The following is a 16235-nucleotide window of genomic DNA, read 5'->3' as shown; positions in this document are numbered from 1 at the left end:
ACGAGGTGCTCAAGAGCACGGGGCGGCGGCAGGAGCCCTTCGTCTACGGATCGCTCGGCGGCGACACCGTGGCGCTGGTGCCGCCGGTTGCACCGCCGATCGATCCGAACGCGGGAGCCCGGCGGGATTATGAGCTTGCGGCGCAGGCCGGCACCAAGCAGGCCTGGCTTTCCTTTCTCGCCGTTCATGCCACCGGCATCTATGCCAACTTTGCGCATGCGGCGCTCGACAAGCTCGAGGCCGCAGAAAAAATCAGCGAAAACGCCGATGCCGTACAGCGGCAGGCCGAGCAGCAGGTCCGGCAGAAGAGCGACGATTTCAGGAAACAGATCGAGGAGCAGGCGGCGCGTGAGACGGAACGGGCCACGCAGCAGATCTCCGAGCAGGCCCGGCGCGATCTGGAGAAGGAGCGCCAACGCATCGCCGAGCAGGCCAAGCGCGAGCTCGACGATGCCCGGCGGCAGGTTGCGGAGGCGCGCCGGCAGGCGGAGGACGCGGCCCTTCAGGTCGAGCAGGCGATGAAGCAGGCCGCGCTGGAGGCGCAGCAACAGATCGAGGCGGCGAAGCGCGAGGCAGACCGGCGCGAGAAGGAGCGCCAGGCTACGCTTGCCGCTCTGACCCCGCCCGCCGCGCCCGCTGCTGCTCTCGCCGTGGCGCCGACTAGCGTGCCAGCGATGGATCCTGCGGACATCGCCCGCTTGCTCCAGGCGCACCTGAAGCGTGTCGGTTGCGATCCCGGTGCGGCCGATGGCGCCTGGACTGCACCGTCGCAAAAGGCGCTCGACAGCTTCAACAGATATGCCGGTACGAAATTCGACGTGAAGGTCGCAAGCCTCGACGCGCTCGATGCGGTGCGCGCCCGGCCCGATCGCATCTGCCCGCTGGTTTGTGCGAGGGGGCAAAAGGCGGTTGGCGACCGCTGCGTCCAGATCGTCTGTGACAACAAATTCGTGCTGGACGCCCAGGGCGTGTGCCAGCGGCGTCCCGATCCGTCGCCCCAGAAACCAAAGGCGGTGTCCCGCCACGAACCGAGCCCGCGCGCGCCGTCTGCTCCGGCCAGCAGCGAGGGCGGCAAATGTCATACCTATGGCGGAAAACAGTACTGCCAGTGATGCGGCGTTGCTCGCCCTGGGTTGACGGGGTGGCGAGATCCTCGCGTCCGTCCAGGATGGCCCCTCTACGAAGCCTCTGCCCGCGGCGGCGGATATCGCCGGGCCAGCGCCGACAACGGCAAGTGTCGCTCGCCCTCAGGTAGCTCGAGATAGGCGAGCACGAGCGGCCGTTTCCAGTCACCGACGCCGAAATCCATCGCCATCCATTTCTGCGGTTCGGGGCCCTCAAGACCGCGCACCCAGACGAAATAGCGGGGGAGATCGTCGGCTTCCGTTTCCGTCACGCGTCTCCTGGCCATCAAAGCTGCTCGCTGTATCGTTACGTGTTGCCACACGATATGGGGACTGGCCTGGCAAAGTCGAACCGTCGAGGGAGGGGATGCCGGGAAGCACGCGGCCCTCTCCTGGCGAAGTGTCCGAAGGATGCGAGCCGTACATCCGCGAGGAAGCTCCGATTTGATCTTTCGATACTGTCCTTCTAGCCTCACGGTGACGTCTCCCGCGCACGGGTGGTGCGAACGCAAGGGTTTGTTCAGTGAGGATTCTGATTGTCGAGGACGATGCCGCCATGGCGCGCGGCCTTGCCGAGCGGCTCAAGCTGTCCGGGTTCGCCGTCGATATCGAGTCTGACGGGGCTTCGGCGGCGCAGACCGCCTTGCTGGAACCCTACAGCCTCATCATTCTGGACATCAACTTGCCGAACGTGTCGGGTTTCGGCGTCCTGCACAAGATACGGCAAGCCGGGTCGACCGTTCCGGTCATGATTCTGACTGCCCGTTACGCGACCGGCGATAAGGTCAGCGGGCTCGATCTCGGCGCCGACGATTATCTCTCCAAGCCATTTGATATCGCCGAATTTGATGCCCGCGTTCGCGCGCTCGTGAGAAGGGGACAGGGGCTTCCAAATCCAACCTTGATCTGTGGCCCGCTCGCGTTCGACCGCGCCGCGGGCACGATTACACTGAGCGGCCGGCCGCTTGAATTGCGACGGCGCGAGTTTGCCGTGCTGGAAGTGCTGATGACCCGCGCCGGCAAAGTCGTCTCCAAGGAGCGCCTGATCGCGGAGGTATTTGGCTTCGACGAGGCGGTAGCGCCGAACGCGGCGGAACTCTATGTTGGTCGCGTTCGCCAGAAACTCGGTCCTGACGGGCCGCGGATCCGAACCGTCCGCGGGCTAGGCTATCTGCTGGAGGTACAGTGATCGCCACCTGGCGGCCGTCGTTGAGGCGAACGCTCCTCACCAATCTGGTGGCGCCCGCCATTGTATTGGCGATGGTGCTTGGAATCGGCGGTATGTTGCTGATCCAGCGCGTTGTGCAGACAGTTCATGACCGGTTGCTCGATGGGTCGGTTCTCGCCATCGCCGAACGCGTCGGCGTGGAAGATGGCGAACTGACGGTCGACTTGCCGCAGGTTGCGCTCGGCATGCTGGAAAGCCAGTCGCACGACAGCATCTATTACAGCGTGACTTACCTCGGCGAATTGATCACCGGTTACAAGGATCTTCCACTATCCGGCTTCGATCGATTGAAGGCTGGCGAAACCGGCCATCGCGATGGCGCGTATCGCGGCAAAACGGTTCGTATCGGCGCGCAGGCGCGGCAGGTCTACGGCAGGCCGGAGCTGGTCCTCGTCGCAGTGGCCGAAACGGTGCAGGCGCGCCGCGTCGTCGAACGTGAAATGCTGATCGGACTGGCGATGCTCGAGGCCGGGTTGATTAGCCTCATCGCTTGCCTCGGCTGGTACGCCGTCGATCGAGGCCTGAGGCCGCTTGGCGAACTCAAGCAAGAAATCGACGCGCGCGGTATTCAGGGCGGTCCAAATCTCAGTCCGCTCGACCTTTCCCGGGTGCCGCAGGAAGCTTTAGCACCGGCGCTCGCGGTAAATTCCCTGCTACAGCGGCTGGATCTGGCCATCGGACTGGTGCGCCGATTCACAGCCGATGCCTCGCATCAGATGCGAACCCCATTGGCGATACTGCGGACGCATCTCGATCTGGTGCGACGCCTGGGGTCGGAAACGCCGGCGGGCCAATCTGCCCTCGACGAGGTCGATAACGCCATCAACCGCCTTGAACGGCTGCTCGGGCAGCTCGTGACACTGGCACGGGCCGACGAGCAGAACATTGCGCAACCGGCCGCGGAGAACGTTGACCTGAATGAGGTCGCCTTCAATGTCCTGTCGGAGCGTGCCCCACAGGCTTTCGCGAACGACATCGACGTCCAGTTCGATCGATCCGACTGTCCCGCGGTCATCGCCGGCAATACGGTCCTGATTGGCGAATTGCTGGCAAACCTGATCGACAATGCGATCCGCTACAACCGCCCCGGGGGGATGGTCCTGGTTCGCGCGGTTGTTGACGCCACGACCGCGCGAATTGAAGTCGAGGATACCGGTCCGGGAATTCCGGAGGCCCATCGGGCCCGCGTTTTCGAGCGTTTTTATCGGATTCCGATGGCGAACGGCCCTGCAGGCAGTGGTCTTGGACTAGCCATCGTGAAAGCCTTGTCGGACCGTCTCGGGGCCCAAATCGTGCTTGCACCTGGCCCGGAAGGCCGGGGTCTGCGGGTTTCCGTGAGCTTTCCTCTTGCCAAGCGTGATGGTGAAAGCTCAAGTTGAGGCCGGATTGTGCGCTGCCGTACGAATGGCTGCGGTCCTGAACAAACTGAAGTCCGCAAAGCGGCTCATGGACGAGGAAACGTCACGATGGCGGCTGCCAAAGCCTTGGCCTTGTGCGTTGGGATCTTGCTGACGTGGCCTGCCATGTCGGAGCAGGCGCAGCTCGGCCCTCTCAAAGGGCAAGCATCCGCTATCGCCGGAGCTCGAGAGCAGCTCAACATCGTATCGACGACCCAGGACGCGGACGTCGCCGACTTGCTTGCCGATTTCCGGGCAAGTCATCCGGACATCGAGATCGTCCATACAAAGATCAACTCGAACGATATCTACAATCAAGTCGTGGATCCCTCGACCTCCAGCGCAGCACCCGGAGACATTGTCTGGAGCTCCGCGATGGATCTGCAGATCAAGCTCGTCAATGACGGCTATGCTCAACCCTATGTCTCGAAGGAAATTGCGCATATCCCGGATTGGGCCATCTGGAAAGACGAAGCCTATGCCATCACGGCGGAGCCGATTGTCATTGTTTATAACAAGAACCTCGTTGCGGAGTCCGATGTACCCCGAACCCGCACTGACCTGAAGAGCCTTCTAAGCCGAAAGCCTGACATCTATCGAGGTAAGATCGCAACCTATGACCCGGAGCAGAGCGGGACCGGTTTCCTGTTCATCACGCGCGATGCCGGAATCACCAGGACAACGTGGGATTTGGTCCGTGCGTTTGGCAGCGCCGGTATCAAGCTCTATTCGACCACCGGAACGGTGCTTGATCGGATTTCATCCGGCGAACATCTGCTCGCCTACAATATGATAGGGTCTTACGCGATCGAACGGGCCAAGGAAGATGCCTCTATCGGAATCGTGTTTCCTGCCGACTACATCACCTTGATGTCGCGAATAGCCTTTATACCCGTCACCGCGCCCCACCCGGAATCCGCGAAATTGTTTCTTGATTACCTGCTTTCAGAACGCGGCCAGAAATTTCTCCTGGCCCGGTCAGTCGGTCCTGTGCGCCTCGGTCTCGGCGCGGAAGGCGTGATACCTGCGGATCGCAGCGGCGCAGTCAAGCCGATCCATATTGGTGCAGAATTGCTCACCTATCTCGATCAATCGAAACGAGCGAGCTTCCTCAAAGAGTGGCGCCGCGCGTTGCAGGATCGATAGAAATCCAGGGATCTGGATTTCAGACGGAATAACATCCGAGAGAAGCCCCCCATATCTGCCGGCTCATCAAGCGCGTCGTCTTCAAACCGATTTTCTTGCGGAGTGCGGCAGCGACAGGTTGGTGACAGGCAGCTGATATACGATGAGGCAGCAATCGTAGCTTGAACGATCGCTCCTCGCGTATCGGTCAATCCGGCCGCGATCAAGTTTGCAACACCTGCAAGACGGGTGAACAAGACAAAAAAACATAAACGATAAAAGGGAGGACGGCATGACGGTTACCACCGGACAGTCGAAGCTTGGCATGGTGCTCCGCGTCACCAGTGGCAACTTTCTTGAGATGTTCGACTTCTTTCTGTCGGGCGTCTACGCGTCGTACATCGCCAAGGCATTCTTCCCACTCGAAAATGAATACGCGTCACTGCTGCTGACCTTCGTTGCGTTTGGCGCAGGCTTTCTGATGCGCCCGCTCGGCGCCATCATCCTCGGCGCCTACGTGGATCGGATCGGCCGGCGCCAAGGCCTGATCGTTACACTGTCGATCATGGCTGCCGGCACGGTGCTCATCGCGTTCGTGCCAAGTTACGCAACCATTGGCATATTGGCCCCGATCCTCGTCTTGATCGGACGCCTGCTGCAAGGCTTCTCGGCTGGCGTCGAGCTTGGTGGGGTTTCCGTCTATCTCTCGGAAATGGCCACACCGGGAAAGAAGGGTTTTTACGCCAGCTGGCAATCGGCAAGTCAACAGGTCGCGATCATCGTCTCGGCCTCGCTGGGTTTCGCTCTCAATGCATGGCTTGCACCGGCGCAGCTTGACGATTGGGGCTGGCGTATTCCGTTCTTCATCGGCTGCCTGATCGTTCCTTTCGTATTCTTCATTCGACGCTCGCTGCAGGAAACCGATGAATTCCTGGCGCGGAAGCATCATCCGACACCCCGCGAGATCTATCGCTCCATCCTCGCAAACTGGAGCATTGTGCTTGCCGGGATGATGATGGTGATCATGACCACGGTGTCGTTCTACCTCATTACCGTCTACACGCCGACATTCGGCAAATCGGTCCTCAAGCTGACCGCGGCCGATGGCCTGATCGTGACGATTTGCGTGGGAATATCGAACTTCATCTGGCTTCCCATCATGGGCTCGTTGTCCGATCGGATTGGTCGTCGGCCGATCCTCATCGCCTTTTCGACTTTGGCATTTCTGACTGCATATCCCGCGCTTTCCTGGTTGGCCGCAGGCCCGACGTTCCCGAAGATGCTGACGGTCCTACTTTGGTTGTCTTTCATCTACGCCAGCTACAACGGCGCGATGATCGTCGCATTGACCGAAGTCATGCCGGTGGGTGTGCGAACGTCGGGATTCTCCCTCGCATATAGTCTGGCAACGACGTTCGGCGGGTTTACGGCAGCGATCTGCACCTGGCTGATCGCTGCCACTGGTGACAATGCGTCGCCGGGATATTGGATGAGCGCGGCAGCGCTCTGTGGTCTGGCCGGGACGTACCTCGTTTACAGGCCGCAACAACGACGCGCGCTATCCGGCGCCAATTCGGTCGAGACGGTGATAGGGACGTGACCACCAAAGTGCTCGATGACGTCGACCGTCATCGAGCAAGCACAGTCCTCGAATAATTGCATCGAAGGAAATTGCCGATGAGCGTGACGATCGTCGTGCGCAGGCGAGTTGCGCTAAGCTTGCTGATTGTCTTGGCGGCCGCGGCTGGAATCGCCAAGGCGTCCGAAGTCAGGGTCATGATCTCGGGAGGCTTGGCGACGCCTTATAAGGAGCTCGTACCGCAATTTGAACGCGCGACGGGAAATACGGTCGTCACGGCCTATGGCCCCTCGATGGGAACGACGGAGAACGCCATCCCCGTGCGACTGGCACGCGGCGAGGCGGCGGACGTGCTCATCATGGTCGGCGACGCGCTTGGCGAGATGATCGAGCAGGGCAGGGCGGTCAGAACCAGCCGCGTCGACCTGGTACGCTCGCCGATCGGGATCGCGGTACGCGCCGGAACGCCAAAGCCTGATATCGGTACTCCTGACGCATTGAAGCAGGCACTGTTGAACGCGAAGTCAGTTGCATACTCCGACAGCGCCAGCGGCGTCTATGTGGGCACCGAGCTGTTCAAGCGTCTCGGGATCGCCGCCGAGATGAAGGACAAGGCCAAAATGATTCCGGCGGAGCCGGTCGCGAGTGTTGTTGCACGCGGTGACGCCGAACTCGGCTTTCAACAGATCAGTGAACTTCTGCCGATCGCTGGAGCCGACCTTGTCGGGCCGCTCCCGCCAGACGTCCAGAAAATCACGATCTTTTCTGCAGGCATAACCTCCGGTGCCAGTCAGCCGGAAGCCGGACGGGCTCTGATTGCCTTCCTCGCTTCCGCTGCTGCTGCTCCGGCCCTGAAAAAAGCGGGTCTCGATCCCTTTGCAGCATCGGAGAAATAGACCGCTTCAGATCTGCGCGAGGCGGACGATTCCAGCGAAGGGGGACTTGATAATGAAGCAGTATCTCAACAGCTTCGGCGCACGCCAGACACTTGTCGTCGGTGCAAAGAGCTACGCCTACTATTCGCTTGCCGCAGCGGAAAAGAATGGCCTTCCCAGCATCTCCAGAAGCTCGCGATCGAGATCCGCGAGTCCGATGGTGCGAATAAGGCCATCATACCCTTGACCTGCCGCATCGATACGCTCGACGAGCTCGAATATTTCCGCAACGGCGGAATTTTTCAATACGTCCTGCGCCAACTCGCTGCCTGACCGTCAACCCGAAACGAGGACGCCATGCCAACGAATTCCGCGCCGCTACCGAGGATCGAAGCGGAAACCATGCGCCGCATTACATGGCGCCTGCTTCCGTTTTTCATGGTGTGCTATTTCATTTCATACGTTGACCGCGTCAATGCCGGGTTTGCGGCCCTGCAAATGAACAAGGATCTGGGCCTGACGCAGGCTGCCTTCGGGGCGGGCGGGGCGCTGTTCTATATCGCCTACATTCTTTTCGAGGTCCCCAGTAATCTGGCGATGCAGAAAGTTGGCGCGCGGATCTGGATCGCGCGCATTATGATCACATGGGGGATAGTCGGTATTCTCTCCGCTTTTGCGGTAGGGCCGATTACTTTTTATCTGAGCCGCTTCTTGTTGGGTGCAGCGGAGGCCGGGTTCTTTCCTGGTGTGATCCTGTATCTGACCTTCTGGTTTCCGGCGGCCTATCGCGCACGGATCGTTGCGGTTTTCATGGTGGCGATACCGCTATCGAGCTTTTTGGGATCGCCAATATCCGGCGCTTTGCTGGCGATGGATGGCGTGCTCGGCCTTCGTGGTTGGCAATGGCTTTTCATCGTTGAAGCCATTCCGGCCGTCCTGCTCGGCCTGGTCTCGTTCTTCGGGCTTCCGAACAAACCCGCTGATGCAAAATGGCTCGAGCCGGAGGCGCGCAATTGGCTCGACGCGCGCCTGCAGTCGGAACGATCGATGGCGAAGCAGGTCGGCCACATGTCGCTGTGGCAAATTCTGACCAACAAATATGTGCTCATCCTCGGTTTGATCTATGCGGGAAGCTCGGCCACGAGCAACGCGTTGTCGCTGTGGCAGCCTCAGATCGTGAAATCGTTCGGGATGTCCAACATGGAGACCGGCTTCCTGAATGCCATCCCATTTGGCATCGCCTCCGTTGCGATGATCTTTTGGGGAAGATATTCGGACAGGTCGAACGCCCATGCCCAAAACACCGCAATACCACTTGCGTTATGCGCAACGGCGCTGCTTGCGACCATGCTCACGAGCTCATTACCCGTGACGCTTGCTATTCTGAGCGTGGTCTTGATCGGTAATTATTCGATCAAGGGACCATTCTGGGCCCTGGCGACTGGGACACTCTCTCCGGCAACTGCTGCGGCCGGAATTGCCGGCATCAATACCCTGTCGCACATCGGCACTTCTGGCGCGGTGTGGCTGCTCGGCGTCATTAAGGAGGCGACGGGTAGCTTCCCCATGGCCTTGATACCGCTGGCTTTGCTTCAAATCGCCGGGATCATCGCGGTGCTTTGGATCAGCAAGCAGGAAACGCTACCCGCCACCTCCGCCGCAAGCCCCGTACATTGAGTGCAAGGCAGCATGTCTGACATTCACAAAACCCCGCGGCTCTCATCTTCGAGGACATAGTAATGCCTGCTCAATCCAAAACGAAGCGGCCCGCTACGCTCATTCCAGGCGATGGTATCGGCCCCGAGATCGTGAAATCGGCCGTCGACATTCTCGAAGCGCTCGGCTCTCCATTCGAATGGGACATCCAGCAGGGTGGCCTGGCCGCGATCGAGGAAAGCCGTGATCCGCTGCCGCAGGCGACGCTGGACAGCATCCGACGTACGCGGCTCGCCCTGAAGGGCCCGCTAACGACGCCGGTGGGGGGAGGATTCCGCTCGATCAATGTTCGTCTGCGCGAAGAATTCGGCCTTTACGCCAATTTGCGGCCGGTTCGAAGCATGGTTCCCGGAGGACGATTCGACGAAATCGATATCGTGCTGGTGCGCGAGAACCTCGGCGGGCTCTATGTCGCTTTCGAACACTATATTCCAATTGGGGAAGATCCGCACGCGGTCGCCATTTCGACCGGGGTCAATACGCGTGAAGGATCGCGCAAGATCATCGAATTCGCATTCGACTACGCGCTCAAGAACGGTCGCAAGAAGGTGACCGTCGTGCACAAGGCCAACGTGCTGAAGGCGCTGACCGGCATCTTTCTCGAGGTCGGTCACGAGGTTGCAAAGAAGTACGAGGGCAGGGTCAAGATGGACGATCGCATCGTCGATGCCACGGCGATGCAGCTCGTCATGAATCCCTGGCAGTTCGACGTCATCGTCACTACCAATTTGTTCGGTGACATCCTGTCGGATCAGCTCGCCGGTCTGGTCGGCGGCCTCGGCATGGCGCCCGGCGCCAACATCGGTCCGGATGCGGCGATCTTCGAGGCCGTGCACGGCTCGGCACCGGATATTGCCGGCAAGGGAATCGCCAATCCGCTCGCTTTATTGCTGGCGGTCGGGCTGATGCTGGAGCACATTGATCAGCCTGATCTCGCAAACCGTCTTAGAACGGCAATTGATCAGGTCTTGCGCGAGGACGGCGTTCGCACGCCCGATCTGGGCGGCAAAGCGTCCACTGGCGACTTCACTCAAAGCATCATCCGTCGATTGGGAGGGTAAGCAAATGACCGCTGTTGCTGCATCGCACCCGGCAATCCCCGCTGACAGCACGGCGCAAAAGCTGTCGCGTATCAAGGCGATTGTGGCTGCGTCGTCCGGAAATCTGGTCGAGTGGTACGACTTCTATGCTTACGCATTTACCTCGATCTATTTCGCGGCGGCGTTCTTCCCGTCTGGCGACCAGACCAGCCAGTTGCTGGCGACGGCCGGCATTTTCGCCGTAGGGTTCTTCATGCGGCCGCTCGGTGGCTGGCTGTTCGGCTGGATCGCCGATGCGCATGGCCGCAAGAATTCGATGGTGCTGTCGGTGCTGCTGATGTGCGCGGGATCGCTGATGATCGGAATGCTCCCCACGTACCAAACAATCGGCGCCGCGGCGCCGGCGCTCCTACTGTTTGCGCGCATGGCACAAGGCCTGTCGGTCGGCGGGGAATATGGAACGGCGGCAACTTATATGAGCGAGATTGCCGGCAAGGGCAACCGCGGGTTCTATTCGTCATTCCAGTATGTCACGCTCATCGGCGGGCAACTTCTCGCACTCCTCGTTGTCGTGGTTCTGCAGCAAACCTTGTCGCTCGACGAGCTGAAGGAATGGGGATGGCGGGTGCCTTTCCTGTTCGGCGCCGTCGCGGCCGTTGTGGCGTTGTATCTCCGCCGCTCGTTGCAGGAGACGGCCTCGGCGGAGACCATGCACCGCAAGGAGGCAGGTTCTCTCTCCGGCCTCTGGCATCATAAGCGCGCGCTGCTGATCGTTCTCGCATTCACGATCGGCGGATCGCTATTTTTCTATACGTTTACGACCTACATGCAGAAATTCCTGGTCAACAGCGTGAAGCTGGATGCCAAGACGGTCAGCTCGATCATGACCGCTGCCCTGATCGCCTTCATGCTGCTGCAACCGGTGTTCGGGGCGCTATCGGACAGGATCGGCCGGCGCAACAACATGATCCTGTTCAGCGCATGCGCTACCCTCGCTGCGGTGCCGCTATTGATGGCATTGTCCAGCACCACCAACGTCTACGCCGTTTTTGGCCTGATCATGATCGGTCTTGTGATTGCGTGCTTCTATACCTCGATCAGTGGCGTCGTGAAGGCCGAACTGTTTCCGCCCGAGGTGCGCGCCCTAGGCGTCGGACTTCCCTACGCGATTGCCAATGCGATGTTCGGCGGAACGGCGGAATATGTTGCATTGTCGCTGAAATCGTCCGGATACGAAACCCTGTTCTTCTGGTACGTCGCGGCGATGGCGCTGGTCGCCCTGGTCGCGTCGCTCTGGATGCCGGATACGCGGACGCGAGGCTATCTCGACGGCGATGGCCGGATCTGAACTGAAACACGACGGCCCCGTCATGCCTGCGACGGCGTCCGGAGAGCATTGAATTCGAATGGGAGAGACGCGCTGATGGCCAAGGGATCAGATTTGTTGGTTGCCGCACTCGAGAACGAGGGCGTCGACCGAATTTTCGGCGTTCCCGGCGAGGAGAACCTCGATGTCGTGGAAAGCTTGCGCAACTCGTCGATCAAGCTGATCCTGACACGCCACGAGCAGGGCGCGGCCTTCATGGCCGCGACTTATGGACGGCTGACCGGCAAGCCCGGCGTGTGCATCACCACGCTTGGCCCTGGCGCATTGAACCTGACGACTGGCGCCGCCTACGCGCTGCTCGGCGCCATGCCCATGATCATGCTCACGGGCCAGAAGGGCATCATGAGCAGCCGACAGGCCAAATTCCAGATCGTCGATGTGGTTAGCGCTTTCAAACCGTTGACCAAGCTGTCGCTCCAGATCGTCAGCACAAGCGGCATTCCGACAATCGTTCGCGATGCCTTCCGGATCGCCATGGAAGAGCGTCCGGGTCCGGTTCTTCTGGAACTGCCCGAGGACATCGCGGGCGAGGAATCCGAAGACGTCGCGATGGTGGCGCCGCATCCGATCGAGATCCCGGTCGCCCATCGTGCCTCGCTGGATCGCGCTGCCGACATGATCCTCAAGGCCAAGCGGCCCTTGATCATGCTCGGCGCCGCCGCGTCCCGGCCGCGCAGCACGGCCGGCATCGGCGGCTTCGTCCGCCGCACGAAAATTCCGTTCTTCACCACACAAATGGGCAAGGGAACGGTACCCGGCGGCAGCAACCTCTACATGGGGACGGCTGCACTCAGCGAGCGCGATTACGTTCATGAAGCGGTCGACCGAGCCGATCTGATTATTGCCATAGGTCACGACACCATCGAAAAGCCGCCCTTCATCATGGGCCCCAAAGGTCCTCAAGTCATCCACGTCAGCTACACGCCGGCCAACGTGGAGCGGGTCTACTTTCCGCAGTGCGAAGTGGTCGGCGATGTTGGACCGAGCCTGGAGTTGCTGGCCGATCGTCTCGAGGGGCGGCTGCATCATGCCGGCGCGCTGTTAAGCCTTCGCGAAAGTATCCTGGCCCGGATCGGCGATCGCGCGACCGAGGACCGTTGGCCCCCGACGCCGCAACGCATCGTGCACGATGTGCGAAAGGTCATCCCTGAAGACGGCGTCGTCGCGCTGGATAACGGGATGTACAAGATCTGGTTCGCCCGCAACTACCGCACCTATGTGGCGAACACGCTGCTGCTGGACAATGCCCTCGCGACAATGGGCGCCGGGCTGCCATCCGCCATGATGGCGGCGATGCTGCATCCGGAACGCCGCGTGCTCGCGGTCTGCGGCGACGGCGGCTTCATGATGAATTCGCAGGAGATGGAAACCGCGGTTCGCCTTAAATTGAATCTCGTCGTGCTGATCCTGGAAGATTCGGCCTATGGCATGATCCGCTGGAAACAGGCGGTCGATAGTTTCCCGGACTTTGGCCTCACGTTCGGGAATCCGGATTTCGTCAAATACGCCGAGAGCTACGGCGCGAAAGGCTCGCGGGTCGAAAGCACGGATTCGTTGATTCCGACGCTCGAAAACGCTTTCAAAGGTGGCGGTGTGCACCTCGTCGTCGTGCCGATCGACTACAGCGAAAATACCCGCGTGCTCGTGGATGAACTTCGCGAGAAGCTGAAGCAGGTTATTGAGCCGACCGTGTGAGCCGTCGGCGAGGGCCGATTGATGAGCTGAGCTGAAATTGGCGTGGTCGCAAGCGCCGGCAATGGAGAGTGCAATGAGTGAGCAGATCAACGAGCAGGCTGAGAAGATGCGGGAAATGGCGCAGACCACGCTGGACAAGGCGAAAGAGGCTGTGTCGAAATACATAACCGAATCCCAGAAGTTGAGAGAGAAGGCCGATTCCAGCGTTCGCTCAACCTATTCGGCGGCGAAGGAGATGAACGAAAGAGCCGTCGCGTTCGCCGAGGAAAATGTGGCTTCGGGCTTCGAGCTTGCGCAACGGCTGTTGCATGCCAAGGACCCGCAGGAAATGGGTGCAGTTTATCAGAGCCATCTCAAGGAGCAGATGGAAAAAATGAACGCGCAGTTTCGCGAGCTTGCAAGTGCAATGAACCAGCCGTCGACTGTTGACCTGAATAAGTAGCGCCGGTCGCCTCAGAGCGAAATCAAATCGCTGATCACAGGATGTTGCCTGCACGCGTTCCGAGCGCGGACGATGCATCATCCGATCAAGACAATCGCATCGCAGTGCGTCGGGGAGGCTCCAAGGTGGGCACGGAAAAGTCAGATACGCTGATCCATGACGTGCCGGCCGGCTGGGCACGGCGGGCTCATGCTGACGCTGCGAAATACAGCAGCATGTATGCTTCGTCGGTGTCGACGCCGGATGCTTTCTGGGCGGAGCATGGCAAGCGGATCGACTGGATCAAGCCGTTCACGAAGGTGAAGAATACCTCCTTTGCGCCCGGCAAGGTCTCGATCAAGTGGTTCGAGGACGGCACCACGAATGTGGCGATGAACTGCATCGACCGGCATCTTGCCCGGCGTGCCGGTCAGGTCGCGATCATCTGGGAGGGCGACGATCCCGCCGAATCCAGGCACATCACCTACGCGGAGTTGCACGATCAGGTCTGTCGTTTCGCGAATGTCCTGAAAAGTCACGGTGTGAAGAAAGGCGACACCGTCACGATCTACCTGCCCATGATTCCGGAAGCCGCCTATGCCATGCTCGCCTGCGCGCGAATCGGGGCGGTCCATTCCATCGTGTTCGGCGGGTTCTCGCCGGATGCCCTGGCCGGACGTATCGAGGGCTGCCAGTCCAAAGTCCTGGTCACCGCCGATGAGGGGCTGCGCGGCGGGCGCAAGGTACCGCTGAAGGTCAATGCCGACGATGCGCTGAAGAAGGTGGCCGGCATCGTGAAGACGATGATCGTGGTCAAGCGCACCGGCGGTGGCATCGACTGGGTCGACGGCCGCGACGTCTGGTACGCGGACGAGGTGGCAAAGGCCTCGGCCGACTGCGCGCCGGTCGAAATGAACGCGGAGGATCCGCTATTCCTTCTTTACACGTCGGGTTCAACCGGTGCTCCAAAGGGCGTCGTTCACAGCACGGGTGGCTATCTCGTTTTTGCGTCGATGACGCACCAGTATGTGTTCGACTATCACGACGGCGACATCTACTGGTGCACCGCCGATGTCGGCTGGGTCACCGGCCACAGCTACATCGTCTATGGGCCGCTGGCCAACGGCGCGACCACGCTGATGTTCGAGGGGATCCCGAACTATCCCTCAACATCGCGCTTTTGGCAGGTCGTCGACAAACACAAGGTCAACATCTTCTACACCGCGCCGACCGCGATCCGTTCGTTGATGGGTGCGGGGGAAGAGCCGGTCAAACAGACCAGCCGTGCGTCGCTGCGCTTGCTCGGCTCGGTGGGCGAGCCGATCAATCCGGAAGCGTGGGATTGGTATCACCGCGTGGTCGGCGATGGACGTTGTCCGATCGTCGATACCTGGTGGCAGACCGAGACAGGCGGCATCTTGATCTCGCCGCTTCCCGGCGCGACGGCTTTGAAGCCCGGTTCGGCAACCCTGCCGTTTTTCGGAGTGATGCCGGAAGTGGTGGACGCAAGTGGTGCCGTGCTGACCGGCGCATGCGAAGGCAATCTCGTCATTGCCGATTCCTGGCCAGGCCAGATGCGCACGGTCTACGGCGACCACGAGCGCTTCATGCAGACCTACTTCGCGACCTATCCGGGCAAGTATTTCACCGGCGATGGCTTCCGGCGCGACGCCGACGGCTACTACTGGATCACCGGCCGCGTCGACGACGTCATCAACGTATCCGGTCATCGCATGGGGACAGCCGAAGTCGAAAGCGCGCTCGTCGCACATCAGAAGGTTTCCGAAGCCGCTGTTGTCGGTTTTCCGCACGACATCAAGGGGCAGGGCATCTACGCCTACGTCACCTTGATGTCGGATGCGGAGCCCTCCGGAGAGTTGCGCAAGGAACTAGTGGCCTGGGTCCGCAAGGAGATCGGACCGATCGCCGCACCCGATGTCATTCAGTTTGCGCCGGGCCTGCCCAAGACCCGCTCTGGAAAGATCATGCGTCGTATTCTGCGCAAAATCGCCGAGGACGAAGTCGGCGCGCTCGGGGACACCTCAACCCTGGCGGATCCGGCGGTGGTCGATGATCTCATCAAAAACCGCCATAGCCAAAAGGCGGCGCGGAAATGAATATCGACGCGATTTCGATCGGCGACAATCCCCCGGAGGACGTCAATGTCATCATCGAGGTTCCGATCGGCGGTGAACCGATCAAATACGAAATGAACAAGGCGGCGGGCGCGCTGTTCGTCGACCGCTTCCTGTATACGCCGATGCGCTATCCCGGAAATTACGGCTTCGTTCCGCACACGCTTTCGGACGATGGGGATCCGATCGACGTGCTCGTGGCCAATTCGCGGCCGATCGCTCCTGGCGCCATAATCAATGTGCGGCCGATCGGCGTGCTCAAGATGGATGACGAGGGCGGCGGCGACGAGAAGATCATCGCCGTGCCGATGCCGAAACTGACGATGCGCTACGCACACGTCAACGGGATCGCCGACATGCCGCAGATCGCGATCGAGCAGATCCAGCACTTCTTTGAACACTACAAGGATCTGGAGCCGGGGAAGTGGGTGAAGGTGATCGGATGGGGCGACAGTGCCGAAGCGCGCCGGCTGATCGTCGAGGCCATCGCGCGGGCAAAGAGCTGAAACCGAG

14 protein-coding genes and 1 pseudogene are annotated in these 16235 nt (G+C 60.5%); 13 read left to right on the top strand and 2 right to left on the bottom strand.

What is annotated here, in order from left to right; translation table 11 throughout:
- A pseudogene (locus tag IVB32_RS01960) lies at positions 1–1112 on the top strand (hypothetical protein); the annotation flags it as partial.
- A 65-nt stretch (positions 1113–1177) separates the two neighbouring features.
- Here IVB32_RS01960 and IVB32_RS01955 read toward each other — a convergent pair.
- The gene (locus IVB32_RS01955; RefSeq protein ID WP_026232472.1) at positions 1178–1411 is read right to left on the bottom strand and encodes a hypothetical protein; all 234 of its coding nucleotides are present in this window, start codon (positions 1409–1411) and stop codon (positions 1178–1180) included.
- Positions 1412–1647: 236 nt separating this feature from the next.
- Between IVB32_RS01955 and IVB32_RS01950 the strand changes: the two genes are divergently transcribed.
- The 5 genes from IVB32_RS01950 (at position 1648) to IVB32_RS01930 (ending at position 7349) form a co-directional block, all read left to right on the top strand.
- Entirely contained in the window at positions 1648–2313 is a 666-nt protein-coding gene (locus IVB32_RS01950) for a response regulator transcription factor (RefSeq protein WP_018453161.1), read from the top strand.
- Positions 2310–3731 carry a sensor histidine kinase gene (locus tag IVB32_RS01945; RefSeq protein ID WP_018453162.1) on the top strand — a complete coding sequence of 474 codons (1422 nt, stop codon included), beginning with the start codon at positions 2310–2312 and terminating at the stop codon, positions 3729–3731. The genes IVB32_RS01950 and IVB32_RS01945 overlap by 4 nt, the downstream gene beginning before the upstream one ends.
- A gap of 87 nt (positions 3732–3818) precedes the next feature.
- Positions 3819–4895, top strand: coding sequence for an ABC transporter substrate-binding protein (locus IVB32_RS01940; protein ID WP_085350789.1), 1077 nt, complete (start codon positions 3819–3821; stop codon positions 4893–4895).
- A 271-nt stretch (positions 4896–5166) separates the two neighbouring features.
- Positions 5167–6474: an MFS transporter gene (locus tag IVB32_RS01935; RefSeq protein ID WP_018453164.1), complete on the top strand. Its 1308-nt coding sequence runs from the start codon at positions 5167–5169 to the stop codon at positions 6472–6474.
- A gap of 77 nt (positions 6475–6551) precedes the next feature.
- Positions 6552–7349 (top strand): substrate-binding domain-containing protein, encoded by a 798-nt coding sequence (locus tag IVB32_RS01930; RefSeq protein ID WP_018453165.1) that lies wholly within the window; start codon positions 6552–6554, stop codon positions 7347–7349.
- A gap of 120 nt (positions 7350–7469) precedes the next feature.
- On the opposite strand, the gene IVB32_RS01925 is transcribed toward IVB32_RS01930, so the two are convergent.
- Positions 7470–7649 carry a hypothetical protein gene (locus tag IVB32_RS01925; protein ID WP_143273402.1) on the bottom strand — a complete coding sequence of 60 codons (180 nt, stop codon included), beginning with the start codon at positions 7647–7649 and terminating at the stop codon, positions 7470–7472.
- A gap of 36 nt (positions 7650–7685) precedes the next feature.
- Here IVB32_RS01925 and IVB32_RS01920 point away from each other — a divergent pair, with 36 nt between their 5' ends.
- The 7 genes from IVB32_RS01920 to ppa all read left to right on the top strand — a co-directional run bounded on the left by IVB32_RS01920 (position 7686) and on the right by ppa (position 16228).
- A complete protein-coding gene (locus tag IVB32_RS01920) occupies positions 7686–9005 on the top strand; it encodes an MFS transporter (protein ID WP_026232474.1) in 1320 nt (439 codons plus the stop codon).
- Positions 9006–9067: 62 nt separating this feature from the next.
- A complete protein-coding gene (locus IVB32_RS01915) occupies positions 9068–10105 on the top strand; it encodes an isocitrate/isopropylmalate family dehydrogenase (RefSeq protein ID WP_018453168.1) in 1038 nt (345 codons plus the stop codon).
- A 4-nt stretch (positions 10106–10109) separates the two neighbouring features.
- Positions 10110–11432: an MFS family transporter gene (locus tag IVB32_RS01910; RefSeq protein WP_018453169.1), complete on the top strand. Its 1323-nt coding sequence runs from the start codon at positions 10110–10112 to the stop codon at positions 11430–11432.
- 75 nt (positions 11433–11507) lie between these two features.
- Positions 11508–13166, top strand: a complete 1659-nt coding sequence (locus IVB32_RS01905) for an acetolactate synthase large subunit (RefSeq protein WP_018453170.1) — start codon at positions 11508–11510, stop codon at positions 13164–13166.
- Positions 13167–13239: 73 nt separating this feature from the next.
- The gene (locus IVB32_RS01900; RefSeq protein WP_143273907.1) at positions 13240–13608 is read left to right on the top strand and encodes a phasin family protein; all 369 of its coding nucleotides are present in this window, start codon (positions 13240–13242) and stop codon (positions 13606–13608) included.
- Positions 13609–13649: 41 nt separating this feature from the next.
- On the top strand, positions 13650–15704 hold the full coding sequence (gene acs, locus IVB32_RS01895; RefSeq protein ID WP_247409642.1) for an acetate--CoA ligase: 2055 nt from the start codon (positions 13650–13652) through the stop codon (positions 15702–15704).
- Positions 15701–16228, top strand: coding sequence for an inorganic diphosphatase (gene ppa / locus IVB32_RS01890; RefSeq protein ID WP_018453173.1), 528 nt, complete (start codon positions 15701–15703; stop codon positions 16226–16228). The genes acs and ppa overlap by 4 nt, the downstream gene beginning before the upstream one ends.
- Positions 16229–16235: the final 7 nt, after the last annotated feature.

Source organism: Bradyrhizobium sp. 23 (assembly GCF_023073295.1).
Classification (GTDB): domain Bacteria; phylum Pseudomonadota; class Alphaproteobacteria; order Rhizobiales; family Xanthobacteraceae; genus Bradyrhizobium; species Bradyrhizobium canariense_D.
Note: the sequence above shows the minus strand (reverse complement) of the source record. Positions and strands in the feature narration are given on the sequence as shown.

What these genes read in the sequence shown, in the direction of transcription:
- IVB32_RS01915 (WP_018453168.1), top strand. Translation starts at nt 9,068, where the DNA reads ATGCCTGCTCAATCCAAAACGAAGCGGCCCGCTACGCTCATTCCAGGC.
- IVB32_RS01930 (WP_018453165.1), top strand. Translation starts at nt 6,552, where the DNA reads ATGAGCGTGACGATCGTCGTGCGCAGGCGAGTTGCGCTAAGCTTGCTG.
- IVB32_RS01905 (WP_018453170.1), top strand. Translation starts at nt 11,508, where the DNA reads ATGGCCAAGGGATCAGATTTGTTGGTTGCCGCACTCGAGAACGAGGGC.
- acs (WP_247409642.1), top strand. Translation starts at nt 13,650, where the DNA reads ATGTTGCCTGCACGCGTTCCGAGCGCGGACGATGCATCATCCGATCAA.
- IVB32_RS01955 (WP_026232472.1), bottom strand. Translation starts at nt 1,411, where the DNA reads ATGGCCAGGAGACGCGTGACGGAAACGGAAGCCGACGATCTCCCCCGC.
- IVB32_RS01935 (WP_018453164.1), top strand. Translation starts at nt 5,167, where the DNA reads ATGACGGTTACCACCGGACAGTCGAAGCTTGGCATGGTGCTCCGCGTC.
- IVB32_RS01940 (WP_085350789.1), top strand. Translation starts at nt 3,819, where the DNA reads ATGGCGGCTGCCAAAGCCTTGGCCTTGTGCGTTGGGATCTTGCTGACG.
- ppa (WP_018453173.1), top strand. Translation starts at nt 15,701, where the DNA reads ATGAATATCGACGCGATTTCGATCGGCGACAATCCCCCGGAGGACGTC.
- IVB32_RS01900 (WP_143273907.1), top strand. Translation starts at nt 13,240, where the DNA reads ATGAGTGAGCAGATCAACGAGCAGGCTGAGAAGATGCGGGAAATGGCG.
- IVB32_RS01920 (WP_026232474.1), top strand. Translation starts at nt 7,686, where the DNA reads ATGCCAACGAATTCCGCGCCGCTACCGAGGATCGAAGCGGAAACCATG.
- IVB32_RS01910 (WP_018453169.1), top strand. Translation starts at nt 10,110, where the DNA reads ATGACCGCTGTTGCTGCATCGCACCCGGCAATCCCCGCTGACAGCACG.